Source organism: Actinoplanes sp. NPDC048796, from assembly GCF_040650035.1.
Classification (GTDB): Bacteria; Actinomycetota; Actinomycetes; order Mycobacteriales; family Micromonosporaceae; genus Actinoplanes.
Map to the genome: position 1 here is coordinate 21491 of NZ_JBEZGO010000022.1, position 15940 is coordinate 37430.

General features: G+C 73.9%; 12 protein-coding genes. 6 read left to right on the top strand and 6 right to left on the bottom strand.

Annotation, left to right across the window (positions count from 1 at the left end):
* Positions 1 to 3 precede the first annotated feature (3 nt).
* The gene (locus AB0C26_RS43035) at positions 4 to 936 is read left to right on the top strand and encodes an ABC transporter substrate-binding protein (protein WP_360260133.1); all 933 of its coding nucleotides are present in this window, start codon (positions 4 to 6) and stop codon (positions 934 to 936) included.
* Positions 937 to 1466: 530 nt separating this feature from the next.
* On the opposite strand, the gene AB0C26_RS43040 is transcribed toward AB0C26_RS43035, so the two are convergent.
* The gene (locus tag AB0C26_RS43040; protein WP_360260135.1) at positions 1467 to 2258 is read right to left on the bottom strand and encodes a PHP domain-containing protein; all 792 of its coding nucleotides are present in this window, start codon (positions 2256 to 2258) and stop codon (positions 1467 to 1469) included.
* A 269-nt stretch (positions 2259 to 2527) separates the two neighbouring features.
* Here AB0C26_RS43040 and AB0C26_RS43045 point away from each other — a divergent pair, with 269 nt between their 5' ends.
* Together AB0C26_RS43045 and AB0C26_RS43050 are read left to right on the top strand one after the other, a co-directional pair.
* Positions 2528 to 2725: a hypothetical protein gene (locus tag AB0C26_RS43045; RefSeq protein WP_360260138.1), complete on the top strand. Its 198-nt coding sequence runs from the start codon at positions 2528 to 2530 to the stop codon at positions 2723 to 2725.
* 125 nt (positions 2726 to 2850) lie between these two features.
* Positions 2851 to 4170: a lysylphosphatidylglycerol synthase transmembrane domain-containing protein gene (locus tag AB0C26_RS43050; protein WP_360260140.1), complete on the top strand. Its 1320-nt coding sequence runs from the start codon at positions 2851 to 2853 to the stop codon at positions 4168 to 4170.
* Here AB0C26_RS43050 and AB0C26_RS43055 read toward each other — a convergent pair.
* Positions 4153 to 4887, bottom strand: a complete 735-nt coding sequence (locus AB0C26_RS43055; protein WP_360260142.1) for a class I SAM-dependent methyltransferase — start codon at positions 4885 to 4887, stop codon at positions 4153 to 4155. The two genes, AB0C26_RS43050 and AB0C26_RS43055, sit on opposite strands and share 18 nt — an antisense overlap.
* Before the next feature lie 125 nt (positions 4888 to 5012).
* Between AB0C26_RS43055 and AB0C26_RS43060 the strand changes: the two genes are divergently transcribed.
* Positions 5013 to 6470: an MFS transporter gene (locus tag AB0C26_RS43060; protein WP_360260144.1), complete on the top strand. Its 1458-nt coding sequence runs from the start codon at positions 5013 to 5015 to the stop codon at positions 6468 to 6470.
* Between the two features lie 369 nt (positions 6471 to 6839).
* Here AB0C26_RS43060 and AB0C26_RS43065 read toward each other — a convergent pair whose 3' ends face one another.
* Positions 6840 to 7442, bottom strand: coding sequence for a mechanosensitive ion channel family protein (locus AB0C26_RS43065; RefSeq protein WP_360260147.1), 603 nt, complete (start codon positions 7440 to 7442; stop codon positions 6840 to 6842).
* A 52-nt stretch (positions 7443 to 7494) separates the two neighbouring features.
* On the opposite strand from AB0C26_RS43065, the gene AB0C26_RS43070 reads away from it, so the two are divergent.
* Entirely contained in the window at positions 7495 to 8409 is a 915-nt protein-coding gene (locus AB0C26_RS43070) for an alpha/beta hydrolase (protein ID WP_360260149.1), read from the top strand.
* Positions 8410 to 8412: 3 nt separating this feature from the next.
* Here AB0C26_RS43070 and AB0C26_RS43075 read toward each other — a convergent pair whose 3' ends face one another.
* Positions 8413 to 9612, bottom strand: coding sequence for a PP2C family protein-serine/threonine phosphatase (locus tag AB0C26_RS43075; protein ID WP_360260151.1), 1200 nt, complete (start codon positions 9610 to 9612; stop codon positions 8413 to 8415).
* A 205-nt stretch (positions 9613 to 9817) separates the two neighbouring features.
* Here AB0C26_RS43075 and AB0C26_RS43080 point away from each other — a divergent pair, with 205 nt between their 5' ends.
* The gene (locus AB0C26_RS43080; protein ID WP_360260153.1) at positions 9818 to 10642 is read left to right on the top strand and encodes a PrsW family glutamic-type intramembrane protease; all 825 of its coding nucleotides are present in this window, start codon (positions 9818 to 9820) and stop codon (positions 10640 to 10642) included.
* Here the strand turns inward: AB0C26_RS43080 and AB0C26_RS43085 are convergent.
* Together AB0C26_RS43085 and AB0C26_RS43090 are read right to left on the bottom strand one after the other, a co-directional pair.
* The gene (locus tag AB0C26_RS43085) at positions 10599 to 13202 is read right to left on the bottom strand and encodes a LuxR C-terminal-related transcriptional regulator (protein ID WP_360260155.1); all 2604 of its coding nucleotides are present in this window, start codon (positions 13200 to 13202) and stop codon (positions 10599 to 10601) included. The genes AB0C26_RS43080 and AB0C26_RS43085 overlap by 44 nt on opposite strands.
* 3 nt (positions 13203 to 13205) lie before the next feature.
* On the bottom strand, positions 13206 to 15839 hold the full coding sequence (locus AB0C26_RS43090) for an AAA family ATPase (RefSeq protein WP_360260157.1): 2634 nt from the start codon (positions 15837 to 15839) through the stop codon (positions 13206 to 13208).
* Between the last annotated feature and the right edge of the window lie 101 nt (positions 15840 to 15940).

The following is a 15940-nucleotide window of genomic DNA, read 5'->3' on the forward strand; positions in this document are numbered from 1 at the left end:
GTGATGTTCCGTATACGTACGGTCGGCGCCCTGGCCGCCGCCTTCTCGCTGGCACTCTCCCTCACCGCCTGCGGCGCCGACGAGGATCCGCTGTCGAACGACTCCGGCACCAAGTCGGGCGGCTCGTCGGCCGTGACGGTCGGCTCGGCCAACTTCGCCGAGAGCGAGCTGCTGGCCGAGATCTACTCGCAGGCCCTGGAGGCCAAGGGCGTACAGGTCAAGCGGCAGTTCAACATCGGCGCCCGTGAGCTGTACCTGAAGGCGCTGCAGGACGGCTCGATCGACCTGCTGCCCGAGTACAACGGCGCGCTGCTCTCGGCGCTGCACACCGGCGGCGCGCCGCAGGGCGTGTCCAAGCCGGACGACGTGCTGGCCGAGCTGAAGAAGGTCCTGCCGGCCGGCACCGAGGTGCTGGAGCAGTCGGCCGCCGAGGACAAGGACACCCTGACCGTCACCCAGGAGACGGCCACCAAGCACAACCTCAAGACGATCGAGGACCTCAAGCCGGTCGCCGGTCAGCTCTCGATCGGCGCCGGCCCCGAGTGGCAGGAGCGCTACCAGGGCCTCAAGGGCCTCGAGGAGCTGTACGGCGTCAAGTTCAAGAAGTTCCAGCCCCTCGACGCGGGCGGCCCGCTCACCCTGAACGCGCTGCTCGACGGCAAGATCGACGTGGCCAACATCTTCTCCACCGACTCGGCCATCGCCACCAAGAAGCTGGTGGTGCTCGAGGACCCGAAGAACCTCTACCTGGCCGAGAACATCATTCCGCTGATCCGCACCGAGGCCAACAACCCGACCGTGTCGGGCGCCCTCAACGCGGTCTCGGCCAAGCTCACCACCGAGAACCTGACCCAGTACCTGGCCAAGGTCCAGGTCGACAAGCAGGACACGGCCACCGTGGCCAAGGCCTTCATCAGCGACAACGGCCTCGCCTGACAAATAGCGCGCGGCAACGGGCCGCCCCCCTACGATCGTCGATCAGCGGTGGGCGGCTCTCCGCGGTGCTTCCTTCTCCCCACCCTTTCCCGGACATCCAGCGTCGCGACTCCCCGCCCACCGCTTCGTGCGCTCAACTGGGGATGGTCGTGGTGGATGCTCTGGCCTCGGTGCCGCTGCGCCGGGCCGGCACGTACACCGAGGTCCCCGCCTCCCTCCCCGCGATCCGCGAGGCGGCCGCGGCGCCCCCGGGCCCGCCCCGCCGGCCGCCGGCCGTGCCGGCTGGGACTGTGCTGGCCGGTGCGGTTGACGTCGCCGTCCTGCAACGGCTCGTGCCGGCGCCGGGGGCCGGCTCGGTCGCGGTGACGGTGAGTGGCGAGCCGGCCGAGCCGTGGTCAGCCCGCCACGTCACCGAGCTGCTGGCCGAGGTTCCGCGCCAGGAACGCGGCCGCCGGTGGAGCTCAGCCGAAGGAGGGCGGCCTGGTGAGAGAGCTTCCGCCGAAGGAGCGCGAGCCGCTGGGCGCTTCGCGTCAGGAGCGCGACCACCAGTCGTACGGCCGAAGCCCGGGCTTGAAGCCGTGGGCCTGGGCCATCGCGACGGCGCCGGCGAAGCCGCGGGCGAGCTCGTCGGGGTTGTGGGCGTCGCTGCCGAAGGTGACGGCCGTGCCGCCCTCGTCGCGCCACCAGCCGAGGATGATCGGGCTCAGCGGCACCGTGGTGTTGATTTCGAGAGCGCGGCCGCTGCCGGACAGCGCGCGCAGCGCGAGGCGGAACTCCTCCTCGAACGCGTACGGGTCGAACGGGCCCGCCGACACCGGCCACTTCCGGGCCGTGTAGTCGATGTGGGTCAGCACCTGGAAGGCGTCGGATCCGGCGACCAGGTTCGGGATTTCCAGCAGGTAGTCCCGTACGACGTCGGCGGCGGGCCGTTCGGCGAAGGCCGGCCCCACCTCGGCCAGGCCCTCGGCCACCGGGACCGTGTGCAGCGAGCCGACGACCCGTTCGAAGTCGCCGCCGGCCAGCAGCTTGGCGACGGCCTCGGTGTGCCAGTGCGGTTCGCCGAGTTCGAGGCCGGTCAGGATCCGCAGGCCCGGGAAGCGGTGGCGGCAGCGGTCGACCGCGTCCAGGTATCCGTCGACGTCCAGGGGCGGCGCGGTGAAGCCGACCCAGTCGGTGAAGTCCAGGTGTTCGGTGAAGGCCAGCGCCGGCAGCCCGATCTCGACGGCTCGGGCGCAGGTGGCCATCATGTCGGCCCCGCGCCGGCCGGCGTCCCAGGACCATTCGCTGTGCACGTGGTTGTCGGCGGGAAGTTCGAGGGTCATGCCGGTCCTCTCAGGCGACTGCCAGCACGACCACCCCAAGGATGATCAACGCCGCGGACGTGATGCGCTGGAGCTGATCTTGCCGTAGGCGCAGGGCCGTCCGCGCGCCGAGGAGCACACCTGCAGCGGCGATCACACCGATCAGTTCCCAGCTGACTGTTTCTCGACATGTGATTCGCGGCGCAAACCGCTGTCTACCGACGCTCCGGAGGGTCTACGTTGCCAGTCAGCGCACGTTTACCACTGTTTTCGCACCCCGGAGGCCCCCTATGGCTCGTGCTTTCGAGGAGTGGGTCAACCTCCCCTCTCCAGACACCGACCTCGCGGTGCCTCCGTTCTCTTTCCTGTACGCGGTGACGGCCGCCCTGGCCGCCTCGGTCGCCGTGGCCGCCGCCACCACCCACTACCTCCGCGCCCGCCGCGCCGCCTCGGCGCCGGCCGATTCCCTCCCGGCTCGATTCCGATGACGCTGCGGGCACGCAGGCCCGGTTCTCCCCGGCGGCCAGGTAGCCGCCCGAGCCCTCGCGCCTGCGTGCGCCGCCGTCGCCGCCTCACCCTTCGCCGGTTCGCCCTTCGCCGCCGCCGTTTCTCGTTGCGGCCCCCGCGCCCGGCCGCTTTCCGCCTGGCCCCCGCCGCGCTGCGCCTGGCACCGGTCGTCTTTCCCTTCGCGCCGGCCGCCCTGCTGTTCGCGCCCGCCGCGTTTCGGCCTGCGGCTTCCCGCCCCATCTCCACCCGGCCCGAGCCACCCGCTCCGCCACCGCCCCGCCCCTGGCGCCCGGCGCTTCGCGTCCTGCTGGGGGCCGCCGCCGCGGCCGCGGCGGTCGTCGCCCTGCGCGGCCGGATACCCGACCCGTCGTCGGTGGCCACCACCCTCACCCACGCCGAACCGCGCTGGCTGGCCGTGGCCGTGGCCGCCCAGTTCCTGTCCCAGGCCGGCTTCGCGTTGCAGCAGCGCACCCTGCTGGCCGCGCTCGGCACCGATCTGCGCCTGCCGGACGCCCTGGCCATCACGTTCAGCCGTACCGCCATGGGTTCGGTCCTGCCGGCCGGCTCCGCGATGTCGGCGGCCTTCGCCCTCCAGCAGTTCCGCCGCCGAGGCGCCCTCGCCACCGCGGCCACCGCCGCCGTGGTCCTCTCGGCCGCCGCGTCCATGCTGGGCCTGGCCGTCCTCTACGGGGCCACCGCCGCCGTAAACCTGAAACCGGCCCACACCGCCGAACTGGCCGCGGCCGTCCTCGCCGTCGCTGCCGTGGTTGCCTGGATCGCCCGTTCCCGCCGCGCGGGATCGCTCCGTGCACCGTCGCGGCGGCCCGAGTCCCCGGTCTCGGTCCTCGGCGCGCCCTTCGCACCGCCTCCGGCCGCTGGTTCGCCCACGTCAAGCGGGCCGACGACCAGGCCGACGACCGCGCCGCCGACCAGACCGACGACCGCGCCACCGACCAGACCGACGACCGCGTCGACCACCGGGCCGACGTTCGCGGCCGTTCGGCGGCGGTGGCTTGAGCGGGCGATCGCGCAGGCACGCCGCATGCTCGGCGAGGCGAGGGCCGTGCGCCCCCGGTACTGGTTGACAGCTGTCGGCTTCGCGACGCTCAACTGGGCGCTCGACCTGGCCTGCCTGATCGCCGTGGCCCAGGCGTGCGGCTTCCCGCTCAGCCCGTTGCAGCTCACCTCGGTCTACCTGGCGGTGCAGATCGTCCGCCAGATCCCGATCACCCCGGGCGGCATCGGCCTGATCGAGGCCAGCCTGCTGGCCGGCTTCCTGGCCGCCGGCGCCCCGCAGGCCGCGGCCGCCGCCGTGGTCCTCGGCTACCGCGTCATCTCGTTCTGGCTGATGCTCCCGATCGGCTTGGGCACCTATCTGAGGCTGAGCCGTTCTCGCCCGGGCCTGTCGTCACCGCAGCACGAGTAGATCGAGGACGTCGATCTGTGGCCCGGTCGTCGTCCGCGCGGCCGCGCTGAGCCGCCGGACACCTCGCGCGTACGCGTCATCGCTGATCAGCTGGAGCAGGGTGTGCGCCTCGCGGCGCAGGTGGGTGGCGGCGTGCTCGAGCGACGGCGCGGAGACCTGCGCGACCGGCTCGAACCCGGCGGTGGTGAAGCCCGCGGTCGCGAATGCCTCCTCGACGGTGGCCACGGCCGGGTAGCTGCCGTTCAGCGCGGTTATCGCTTCCGGCCAGAACCGGCACAGGGTCAGGCCGTCGTGCCGGCCCGGGAACGCGGACCGGATCAGGACCGGGCCGCCGGGTTTCAGGACGCGGCGGATCTCCCGGGCGGCGGCCGGCAGGTCGGGGACGTGGTGGATGACGGTGGAGATCCAGACCGCGTCGACGCTGGCGTCCGCGGCCGGGATGTCAGCGGCGTGCCCGGCGAGGACCGGCTGGAACGGCGCGCGCTCGCGCATGGCGGCGGACGGTTCGACGGCGAGCACGCCGGCGGCGGGCCACCAGGCGCGAAAGGCCTGTGACCAGCTTCCGGTGCCGCATCCGAGGTCCAGCAGGCGCATGCCGGGTCGCGGATCCAGATACCGGGTGATCGCCGCACGCCAGGCGCCCAGCGCGTCGCCGCTCAGGTGGCGGGTCGCCTCGAACGCGGCGGCGTCGGTCTTGTCGTACGCGATGAGCGCCATGCCTCGAGCCAACCCGTGGCGCCGGCGCCTCGCAAGACAGGTGTGACGTAAGCAATTGTTGACTTAATCGACGTGGCCACGATAATAAGTCAGCAATCGTTTACATCTCTGGTTCGGGGTTTCTCATGACGGGTGCGCGTCGCGCCGGCAATCTGCTCGTGCTCTATCTGTCGCTGGGAGGGCTCGCGTTCGCGGTCCTTCAGTCGCTCGTGGCGCCGGCGCTGTCCACCATCGGGCGCGATCTCGGGGCCGACACCAGCGACGTCAGCTGGGTGATCACCGCCTATCTGCTCTCCGCCTCCGTCCTCACGCCCGTCCTCGGGCGCCTCGGCGACATGGCCGGCAAGCGCAAGGTCCTGATCGGCGTCCTGGCCGCGCTGGCCGCCGGCACGCTGCTCGCCGCCCTCGCGCCCAACCTCGGCGTGCTCATCGTGGCCCGCGCGGTTCAGGGCGCCGCCGGCGCGATCCTGCCGCTGTCCATCGGCATCGTGCGCGACGAGCTTCCCCGCGAGAAGGTCAGCGTCGTCGTCGGCCTGCTCTCCGCCATCTTCGGGGTGGGCGCCGGTGTCGGCATCGTCGGCGCCGGTCCGATCGTCGAGCACCTCTCGTGGCACTGGCTCTTCTGGCTCCCGCTCGTTCTCGTGGTGGTCGCTCTGCTCGGTGCCATCTTCGGCATGAAGGAGTCCCCGGTCCGTACCCCCGGGAAGCTGGACATTCTCGGCACTGTGATCCTGTCCGCCGCCCTCGTCTCGCTGCTGCTGGCGATCAGCAAAGGGCAGGCCTGGGGCTGGGGCGAGCCCAGGACGGTCATCCTGCTCGCCCTCGGCGCCGTCGCGCTGGCCGGCTTCGTCCTGGTCGAGCTGCGCGTCAAGGAGCCGCTGGTCGACATGCGCCTGATGCGCCTGCGCGGCGTCTGGGCGACCGACCTGGTCGCGCTGATCCTCGGCTTCGCCATGTTCGGCACGTTCCTGCTGGTGCCGACGCTGCTGCAGCTTCCCGCGGCCACCGGCTACGGCTTCGGCAAGTCGGTCTCCCAGTCCGGGCTGTTCCTGCTGCCGACAGTGGTCATGATGGTCTTCTTCGGCCCGCTGGCCGGCCTGCTCAACCGCAAGTTCGGCCCGAAGCTCCCGATGTTCCTCGGCGCCGTCTCGGTGGTGGCCGCGTTCGCCCTGCCCGCCTTCGCGCACGGCCAGCTCTGGCAGGTGGTCGCCTCCGGTGTGCTGACCGGCGCCGGCATTGGCCTGGCCTTCTCGGCCATGTCGAACGCCATCATCGAAAGCGTTCCCGCCGCGCAGACCGGAGAGGCCACGAGCGTCAACACGATTGCCCGTACGGTCGGCAGCAGTATCGGCACAGCCGTGGTCGCGGCCGTGATCTCGTCGCACGCGACCCCGCGGGGCCTGCCCACCGACAACGCCTTCACCATGGGCTTCGCCGTCTGCGCCGGTGTGGCCGTCCTCGCGGTGGTGGCCGCGCTGGCGCTGCCGTCCGCGCACCGTCGCCACGAGGAGGCCGTCGCGACCGGCGTCGAGGACCTGCCGCCGGAGCCCGAAGAGCTCCACCTGACCCACCGGGCGGGGTAGAGTCTCGCCGCCCCAGTAGAAGATCCACCCAGGAGGCGGCGTGGCCCCGGATCCGGCCCGGTTGGTGAGGGCCCTCGCCGCCCTGTTCCGTAAGCGGAAGGCCCCACCGCCCGGCCCGTTCCCGCCGCGCGGCCCCTATCCGGGGCCTTTCCTTCCGGCCGACGACTACCCACCGGGACCGTTCTCGGAAGCGCCGCCACCGGAGAAACCGACGCACGGTACGTAGCGTCCAGTCTGGAGGACTTTCGGGCCGTCGTCGAGCGCAACGTCCTCATCTACGGCACCGGCCTGCTGGCCTCGGATCGCCAGGCGGCCGCGGACGAGTTGGTCAAGGCGCTGCGCGAGGGCCCCGGCTATCAGGTCACCGCCTCAGGCGGCGTCGTAGGGTCCGACGGCCGCGTTCATCAGCGCCGAGTTCGGGATGTTCAACGGGCCGTCCTCGGTCTGCAGCACGGTGTAGAGCAGGCCGGCCGAGACGATGGTGCCCACGTGCCGGCCGTTGAGCGCCCCCGACTCGATCCGCACGCGGGTGCCGGGCACGTACGGCCGGGCGAACAGGATCACCAGCCCGGCGAACAGGTTGCCCAGCACCGGCTGCGCGGCCAGGCCGAGGATGATGCCGGTGACCGACCCGGCGACCAGCAGGCGCTGCAGGCCCACGTCGAGCAGGTCGCCGACCGACACCACCACGATCAGGTAACCGGTGAGCTGGATCATCACCCGCAGCGGCGTCGCGGCGGCCTCACTGGCCCGGGCGGCCGCCACGCGGTGCACCTCACGCGCGGCGGTGCGGGTCGCCGTCACCCCGAAAACCCCGACGAGCGCGGCACAGCCGTACGTGATGAGCCGGTCCCTGGTCGTGCCGGCGCCGAACTGGGAGCCGGTGACGAGCGCGGCCAGCGCCACGAAGCCGAACACCACGGTGCGGCGGAAGTCCGGCCTGAGCAGTTCCGGCCTCAACAAGTTGATCACTCTTGGTGACCCTATCGGCCGGGATCACAGGATCGGGTGTGATGATGCCTACGTGACGGTTCTCGACCCGGTGGTGCGGCTCCTCGTGGAGGCGTCGGCCGGACCGCCGTTCCTGCACCAGATCGGCCCGCAGGACGGCCGTCAGGCGCTGCTGGAGTCGCAGGGCCCGCCGCGGCCCGATCCGCGGGTGTCGGCCGAGTTCCAGGTGGCGCCGATCGGCCCGTCCGGCCTCGTCGGCTTCTGGGTGTTCCGGCCGCGCGGCGGGGAAAGCACCGGCAGCGTCGTCTACGCGCACGGCGGCAGGTGGATGCTGGGCGACGCCAGGACGCACTGGGCGCTGATCAGCGACCTCACCCGGCTCAGCGGCAAGACCTTCGTGGTGCCGGAGTACACGCGCACTCCGGAGGCCCGCTACCCGGTGGCGATCGAGGAGATCTACGCGCTGCTGCTGTGGGTGAGCGAGACGACCGGCGGCGACCTGGCCGTGGCCGGTGACTGCGCCGGCGCGACGATGGCGGCCGCGCTCGCCCTGATGGCCAAGCGGCGCGGCAGTCCGCGGATCAGCGCGCAGCTGCTGTTCTACCCGATCCTCGACATCGCCTGCGCGCAGCCGTCGCACCGCGAGTTCGGCTCCGGGTACCTGCTCACGCACGAGGCCGTGCGCTGGTACTGGGGGCAGTACAGCGACGTACCGGCGGAGCGGGCCGAGCCGACGCTGTCGCCCGCCCTGGCCTCGGTGGAAGACCTGGCGGGACTGCCGCCGGCGCTGGTGGTCTGCGCCGAGGCGGACCCGGTGCGCGACGAGGGCGAGGCGTACGCCGCGCGGCTGCGCGACGCGGGAGTGGACGCCTCGGCGGTGCGCTTCCTGGGCACGGTGCACGACTTCGTGTCGCTGACCCCGCTGCGGGACCGGCCGACGACGCGGGCCGCGATCGAGCGGGGCGCCGCGTTCCTGCGCGAGCACTAGGCCCTAGCGCGGGATGCGGACCGCCAGCATCGCCACGTCGTCGGCGCGGTCGGTGGTCATCTCCTTGACGACCCGGGCCAGCAGGTCGCGCGGGGCGCCCGCGTTGCGGATGCGCAGCTTGCCGTAGAGCCGCTGGAACCCCTCGTCGATGACCCGTCCCCGGCTCTCGACCAGCCCGTCGGTGTGCAGCAGCACGATCGAGCCGCGCTCGAGCGAGGCCGTGTACGTGTGCCGCGGCGAGCCCCGGCGGGCGCCGAGCAGCAGGTCGTTGCCGGTCAGCGGCCGCACCTCGCCGGACGGGCTGATCAGCACCGGCGGCGGGTGGCCCGCGTTCGACCAGCGCAGCCGGAAGCCGCCGCCGGGCGCGCGGTCGAGGAACGCCACCACGGCGGTGGCCATGGCCGGCTCGCCGAGCGCGAAGTTGGCCGCGTCCAGCCGGCGCAGCAGAGCCGACGGGGGCTCCCGGCGATCGACCAAATAGGCCCGCAGCATGTTGCGCAGCTCGCCCATCCGCGCCGTGGCCGCCGCGTCGTGGCCGACCACGTCGCCGATGACCATGGCCAGCCGGCCGTTCGGGCCGGGGATGACGTCGTACCAGTCACCGCCGACCTTGCGGTGGGTGTCGGCGGCCCGGTAGTACGCGGCCAGCTCGAAGTCGTCGACGTGCGGCAGCCGCGACTCGATCGCCCGCTGGAGCGTGTCGGTGATCGCGGTGCGCGAGTCGTGCCGGGTCGCCCGCTCCAGGGCCTGGGCGACGTACAGGGCCAGAGTCGCGATCATCGCGCGGTCGGCCACGTAGAAGGTCTGCGGCTCGTCCCAGGCCAGCAGCAGCGCGCCCACCGCGTCCGGCAGGGGCGCGCACACCGCGGCCTGCCAGCCGTCGCGTTCGAGCTCCTCGGCCAGCGTGGGGTGCTCCAGCGTCACGTCCATGCTGCTCTCGTAGTAGCGCGACCGGCGGTCCCGCATGGCCGTGGTGGTCAGCCGGTCCGACACGGCGCCGCGGCGCGGGTCGCCGGGCAGCACGACCTCGGCGTGCGTGGCCCCGAGCGCCGACTTCAGCAGCTCGGGCACGATGACCAGGACGTCGTCGGTCGTGGCGGTGACCGACAGCGACTCGCTGGCGTGCAGCAGAAGCCGGCTGCGCCGAAGCGCCGCGTCGTCCTGCACGATCGGTGGCGCTACGGCCAGAATGTTCTCAGTCATGACAGCTCCCCCCGGAGATGACCCCCCATGACAGCTGGTCACGAGGTTGATAAAGAGCGTGACGAGATCGCGCTCCCAGGGCATCCGCCAAATGACTGTCCTGTCTGCCGGGCGGGGTCGCGTCCGGTACGCGGTGAGTCGAATGACCGATGCCGGGTACCCCGGAGAAAGTCGACGATGATCGCTGGACTACAGAGGAGTGCTCATGGGTGACCGGTCCCGCCGCTGGGCCTGGCTGGCTGTTCTCGTCGTCGGACTGGGACTGTATTTCCTGGTCCTGCGCACTTTGGTGCACACACAGAACCCGAACTTCGTGCCGGCGCTGATCCTGCTCGGCGCGAGCGTGGTGCCCGCGTCCTTCCTGACGTTCGCCCAGGCCCGCACCGGCCGCTGGGAGGTGCCGACGTCTGTGTTGCTGGTCACGGCCTTCTTCGGCGGCGTCATCGGGGTGGTCGTGGCCGGCACGCTCGAGTACGACGCGCTGCGCGACCTGGGCACCCTGCCCATGGTGGTGGTGGCCGTGGTCGAGGAGTCGGCCAAGCTGATCGTGCCGGTCGTCCTGCTGATGACCGTGCTGGTCCGGCACACCCGCCGGCTGCCGTCGGACGGCCTGGTCATCGGCATCGCCAGCGGCATGGGCTTCGCCGCTCTGGAGACCATGGGGTACGCCTTCACGGCCCTGCTGCAGTCGAACGGCAACGTCGGCGCGGTCGAGGAGACGCTGTTCGTCCGTGGTCTGACCTCGCCCGCCGGGCACACCGCCTGGACCGGCCTGACCTGCGGCGCCCTCTGGATGATGCTGAGCGCGCCCAGCGTGCGCCACCTGCTGCAGTTCGCCGCCACCTTCATCGGGGCGGTCGCCCTGCACACCGCCTGGGACACGTTCGGCAGCACCTGGGCGTACGTGGTGCTGGGCGTGCTCAGCCTGGGCTGGCTGACCCTGATGCTGCGCCACTACCGGGCCTTCCACCCGGCCGAGGACGCGGTCACTCTCGGGCGAACGCGGCCCGTAGTTGGTGGCGCCCGCTGACGCCGAGTTTCGGGTAGACACTGTGCAGGTGGGCGCCGACCGTGCGGACCGAGATGAACAGCTGCTCGGCGATCTCCCGGTTGCGCAGTCCGCGCGCGGCCAGCTCGGCCACCTGCCGCTCCTGCGGGGTCAGCACGGCCAGCCGGGCGCTGCCGGCCGGCCCGTCGTGCCGGCCGCTGGCGCGCAGCTCCCGCGTGGCCAGTTCGGCCGCGTGGGCCGCGCCGAGCGCGGTGAACGCCTGCTCGGCCGCGGCCAGCAGGGCCCGCGCGTCGCGGGGCCGGCGGACCCGGCGCAGCCACTCGCCGTAGTGCAGCCGGGCCAGCGCCCGCTCGTACGGCCACTGGTGCCCGGCCGGGTCCACGGTGGCCAGCCGGAAGTGGTGCTCGGCCCGCTCGCCGTCGCTGAGCAGCGCGTCGGCCAGGTGCAGCAGCAGCCGCATCCGGGCGCTGGGGTCCTCGCCCGCGCCGGCCCGCACGTGCTCGACCACGACGCGGACGTCGTCGCGGTGTCCGCTGCGGACGGCGGCGGCGGCCAGCTCGGCCACGTGCCGCCCGGCCAGCAGCCGGTGCCGGGGCCGGCCGTCCCGGTCGAACATCGTGCGCAGGTAGCGGTACGCGGACTCGTAGTCCCCGTCGATCGTGGCGGCCAGCCCGGCCGCGCGCAGCACCCGCACGTGCACCGAGCGGTGCTGCTGGATGTCGACCCGGGCCACCGCCTCCCGCACGAGCTGCTGGGCCGGGGCCGCCTCGCCGCGCAGCGCCAGCAGTTGGGCCCGCAGCGCGTCCATCTGGGCCGCGAACACCGGCAGCCCGCCCGGGCCGACGAGGTCGGCGCAGCGCCGGGCCTCGGCCCACTCGCCGGTGTCGATCAGGGCGCTGACCAGGTGCGGAAGCATTTCCAGGCCGGAGACCGAGGCCCGCGGGTTGGCCTCGGCGGCCATCGTCGCGCGCAGCAGGCCGGCGGCCAGGGCCGAACGGTCCTCGTACCCGGCCATCGTGCCGATGACATTGAGCCGGTGCCGTTCGGGCGCCGCGAGCCGGGCGCCGGGCGGCGGGACCGGTGTCGCGTCGCAGAGTTCCCGGCCCGGGTGCGACGCCGGGTCGATGATCAGCCGGACGAACGCCGCGGTGGCCGGGTCGGCGCCCGGGCCGGCCGCGGCCAGCAGCTCGGCCAGGCCCCGCCGGTGCTCCTCGTCGCCCGAGGTGGAGGCGATGACCGAGGCCAGGCCGGCGATGGCCGCCGCGACCCGCGGGTCGGCCGGGACACCGGCCCGGCGGGCCGCCGAGATCATGGCGTACGCCTCGTGCTGGCGCCCGGCCCGGGTGAGCGCGGTGGCCGCCGCGTGCCCGGCCATGGTGACCAGGGCCGGGTCGTCGGTGAGCCGCCGCACTGTCGAGTACAGATCACCCGGCCACTCCGTCTCGCCGAGGTTGCGGGCGTCCATCGCGGCCAGCGCGTAGCGGCGGGCGGCCGCGGCCGGCTCCGGTGACCGCTCGGCCGCGTGCTCCATCGCCTTCGCGGCCTCGAACAGGTCCTCGCGCTCGCGGAAGGCGGCCGCCGCGGCCTCCAGCCCGGCCGCGATCCGCTCGTCCGGGCCGTGCGTCACCTCGGCCAGGTGCAGCGCCCGCGACGCCGAGCCGGCCGGCAGCGCCCAGGCCAGGTTGCGGTGGGCCTGCCGCCGCTGATAGGCGGGGACATCCTGGTACGCGGCGTCGGCCGCCAGGGGATGGGTGAAGTCGGCCGTGTCTCCGCCGAGCACCACCAGCCCGGCCTGCTCGGCCGGCGCCCACCACTGATCGTCGCGCTGGCCGGCCGCGCTGGTCACCCCGGCCCGGCCGGCCGGCGGGCTGGCCGCGGCCAGGTGCAGCAGCAGGCGGCGCGACGGCTCGGGCAGCGCGGCGATCTCGGCCGCGAACGCCGACCGCAGCCGGCCGCCCGGGCCGAGCTCGAGCACCGCCGCCGGGTTGCCGGCCGCGCGGTGCAGCACCATGGCCCGGTGGCGGCCCACCGGCGGGTTCGGCTGCGACTCCAGCAGCCGGGCGGCGTCCGCGCGGTCCAGCGGGCGCAGCTCGGCCCGGGGCAGCCCGCGCAGCACCTCGGGAATCCGGTCGGGCAGGCCGGCCATCAGCACCGCGGGCACCGCGCCGGCCATCTCGGCCAGCACGCCGGCCGCGGCCGGGGTGATCCGGTGGACGTCGTCCACGGTGACCAGCAGCGGCGAGCCGATGCGCTTGAGGACCCGGCACAGGGCCGGTGAGTCGGCCCGGTCCAGGTCGACCGGGCCGGGCGTGTCGTGGCGCAGCGCGATCAGCAGTCGCCGGATCAGCGCCGGCGCGTCCATCGGCGCCCCCGGCGGCACCTCGACGGTGACCACCCGGTGCCGGCCCTCGTCGCGGGCCCGCTGGGCCGCGGCGGCCAGCAGCCGCGACTTGCCGATCCCGCGGCCGCCGGTGACCAGCAGCGCGTGCTGCCCGGGGCCGAGGCAGCCGGCGACGCGGGCCAGCTCGCGGTCGCGGCCGATCAGCCCGGCGCCGGGATCGATCAGCGTGCTGTCCGACATCGCTCAGCCCTCCGTGTTCGTGGTGCCCAGCAGCTCCCGCAGCTGGTGCCGGTTGCCGACACCGAGCTGCGGATAGATGTCGTAGAGGTGCGAGCCGACCGTGCGCGGCGACAGCAGCAGCCGCTGGGCGATCTCGCGGTTCGTCATGCCGTCGGCGGCCAGCCGGGCGATCAGCTGCTTCTGCGCGCTGAGCGCGGCGAAGGCGCCGGCCGTGCCGGCCCGGTCGGTCTCGACGTCGCCGGGCAGATATTTGCGCGCCTCGTCGGCGTGCGCCCGCGCCCCGAGCCGGGTGAACGTGTCCAGGGCGGCCAGCAGGTACGGCCGCGCCTCCGGCACCCGGCGCTGCTTGCGCAGCCAGATCCCGTAGTTGAGCTGGGCCTCGGCGCGCTCCAGGGGCCAGTGCAGCGCCCGGTCCTGGTCGGCCAGCGCCTCGGCGAAGCGGAGCTCGGCGTCCTCGCTGTCGTCCAGCAGGGCCGCCGCGTGCGCAAGCAACATGGCCATCCGCGGGGTGGGCGCCGCGCCGGCCCGCGCCCGGCAGCCGTTGAGGATCTGCCGGGCCTGCGCCTTGGCCCGCGAGCGGCGGCTCGAACCGCCGGCGGCCAGCGCCAGCTGTGGCAGCGAGCGCGGGCCGAGCAGGAAGTGGACCGGCTCACCGGCCGCGTCGAACATCGCCCGGAAATGGGTGTACGCGGTGTCGTGGTCGGCGGCCGCGAGCGCGGCCAGGCCCGCCGCCCGCCGGCGCAGGCTCTCGCTGAACGGGTCGCCGGCCGGGCGCGCCGGCACCGCCACCGGCCGGGTGCCGTCGGAGCGGATGGCGGCGAGGATGCCCCGCAGGCCGGGCAGCGAGCGCAGCAGCAGCGTCAGATTGCCCACCTCGGCCAGCGTGGCCGACTCCTCGATCGCCTCGTCGGCGTCCGGCCACCGCCCACAGTCGATCATGGCGAGCACCATCATGGGGATCCGGCCGGCCAGCGCGCCCGGCGCCCCGTAGGCCCGCTGGGCCTGCCAGAGCGCCGACAGCTCGGCCGCCGCCCGCACGGAGTCGTCGGTCAGCCAGGCGACCGTGCTGGTGGCCAGCAGCCGGCTGATCTCGGCCAGCCCGTTGAGCGGCTCGGTGCCCTCGAACAACCGGGCCGGCCCGGCCGCCGGGGCCGGCGCCCGCGACGCCGGATCGGCCACGGCCAGCACCGAGGCCCGGGTCGCCGCGTTCGCCGCGCCGGGCAGGATGGCCTCGCCGAGCACGCCGCCCGTGCCGTCCACGACGAGCTCGAGCAGGCCGGGCAGGCCTTCGCGCAGTGCTTTGTCGCCGGACAGGACGGCGGCGTTCGCGGCGACGGCCACGTTGGTCATCGCCACCTGCCCGTCGGAGGGTCGTCGCTGGACGGCGTCGCTGGTCAGCCCGTACGCCTCGGCGAAGCGCGCCTGGTGCACCAGGGCCAGCCCGGCGCCGACACAGGCCACGCCGAGCACGTCCGGATCGTCGGTCAGCGCGGCCACCCGGCGGTGCAGCTCGATCGCGTACGCCGGCTCGCCCGCCCGGTAGGCGGCGACCGCCGCCTTGGCCAGGCGCCGGGCGGCGTCGGACAGGCGCGGGCTGCGCTCGGCCGCCATCAACAGGGCCCGTCCCTCGGCCAGGAAGTCGGCCCGGCGGCCGACGGCGGCCGCGCTCTCCTCCAGCGCGGCCGCCACCACCTCGTCGGTCTCGTCGGAGGCCAGCGCGGCATGCAGCGCCCGGGCGTACGGCTCGTCGGTGTAGCCGGCCAGACAGCCGTGCACGGCCCGCCCCGGCCCGGCCGCCGCGGCCACCCGGATCAGCGGGTGCTCGAACCGCACCCGCCCGCCGGTCAGCGTGACCAGGCCGGCCTGCTCGGCCGGCTCCCAGTCGCGCAGACCGTCGTCGCCGTTGGCGGCCCGGTTGATGGTGCTGACCGGTTCGGCCTCGTCGGCCAGCGCCGCGAACCGCAGCAGCCGCAGGGTGGTGGCCGGCAGGCCGGTGAGCTTCTGCTGGAACTCGCGCGGCGGCACGTCACAGGTGAGCGCGAGCGGGTTGCCGGCGGCCCGGCGCAGGATCAGCCGGCGTGGCCCGCCGGCCGTGCCCTCGGGCCGGCTGTTCAGCAGCCGGGCCGCCGCCCGGTCGGTCAGCGGGTCCACCCGGTAGCGGGGGATCTCGGGGCCCAGCCCGGCCGGCGGCTCCGATCCGCGAGCGGCCAGCAGCAGGGCGGCCCGCTCGGTGCAGGCGTGCCGGGTGACCAGCGTCAGCAGCCGCAGCAGGGCCGGGTCGGCCCGATCGGCCCGGTCGAGGATCAGCAGGGCGGGCGCGCTCGCGGTCAGCCGGTCCAGGCCGGTCAGGATCGCCGTCAGCAGGGCGGCCTCGTCGGTGGGCTCGTCGCGGATCCACGACCGGACGGCCGGATCGAGCCGGGGCGTGGCCAGCTCCCGCAGCAGGGCGCGGTCGAGCGGCAGGACGCCGAAGCCGCGGTCGCGGGCGATCCCGGCGGCCGCGCGCAGCAGCGCGGTCTTGCCGATCCCCGCCTCGCCCAGCAGAACCATGGACATCGGCCGGGAACGGGCCGACTCGACGAAGGCGATGAGGTCGGCCCGTTCCCGGGCACGCCCGTACAACGTCGTCGAGCTCACTGCTTACCGTCCCCTTTCCCCGCAAATCTGTACGAATGCCGGCCGGACGGTTCCCGCCGGCACCGTATTCGATCATCGGAAGTGAGCCGTGCACCACGAAG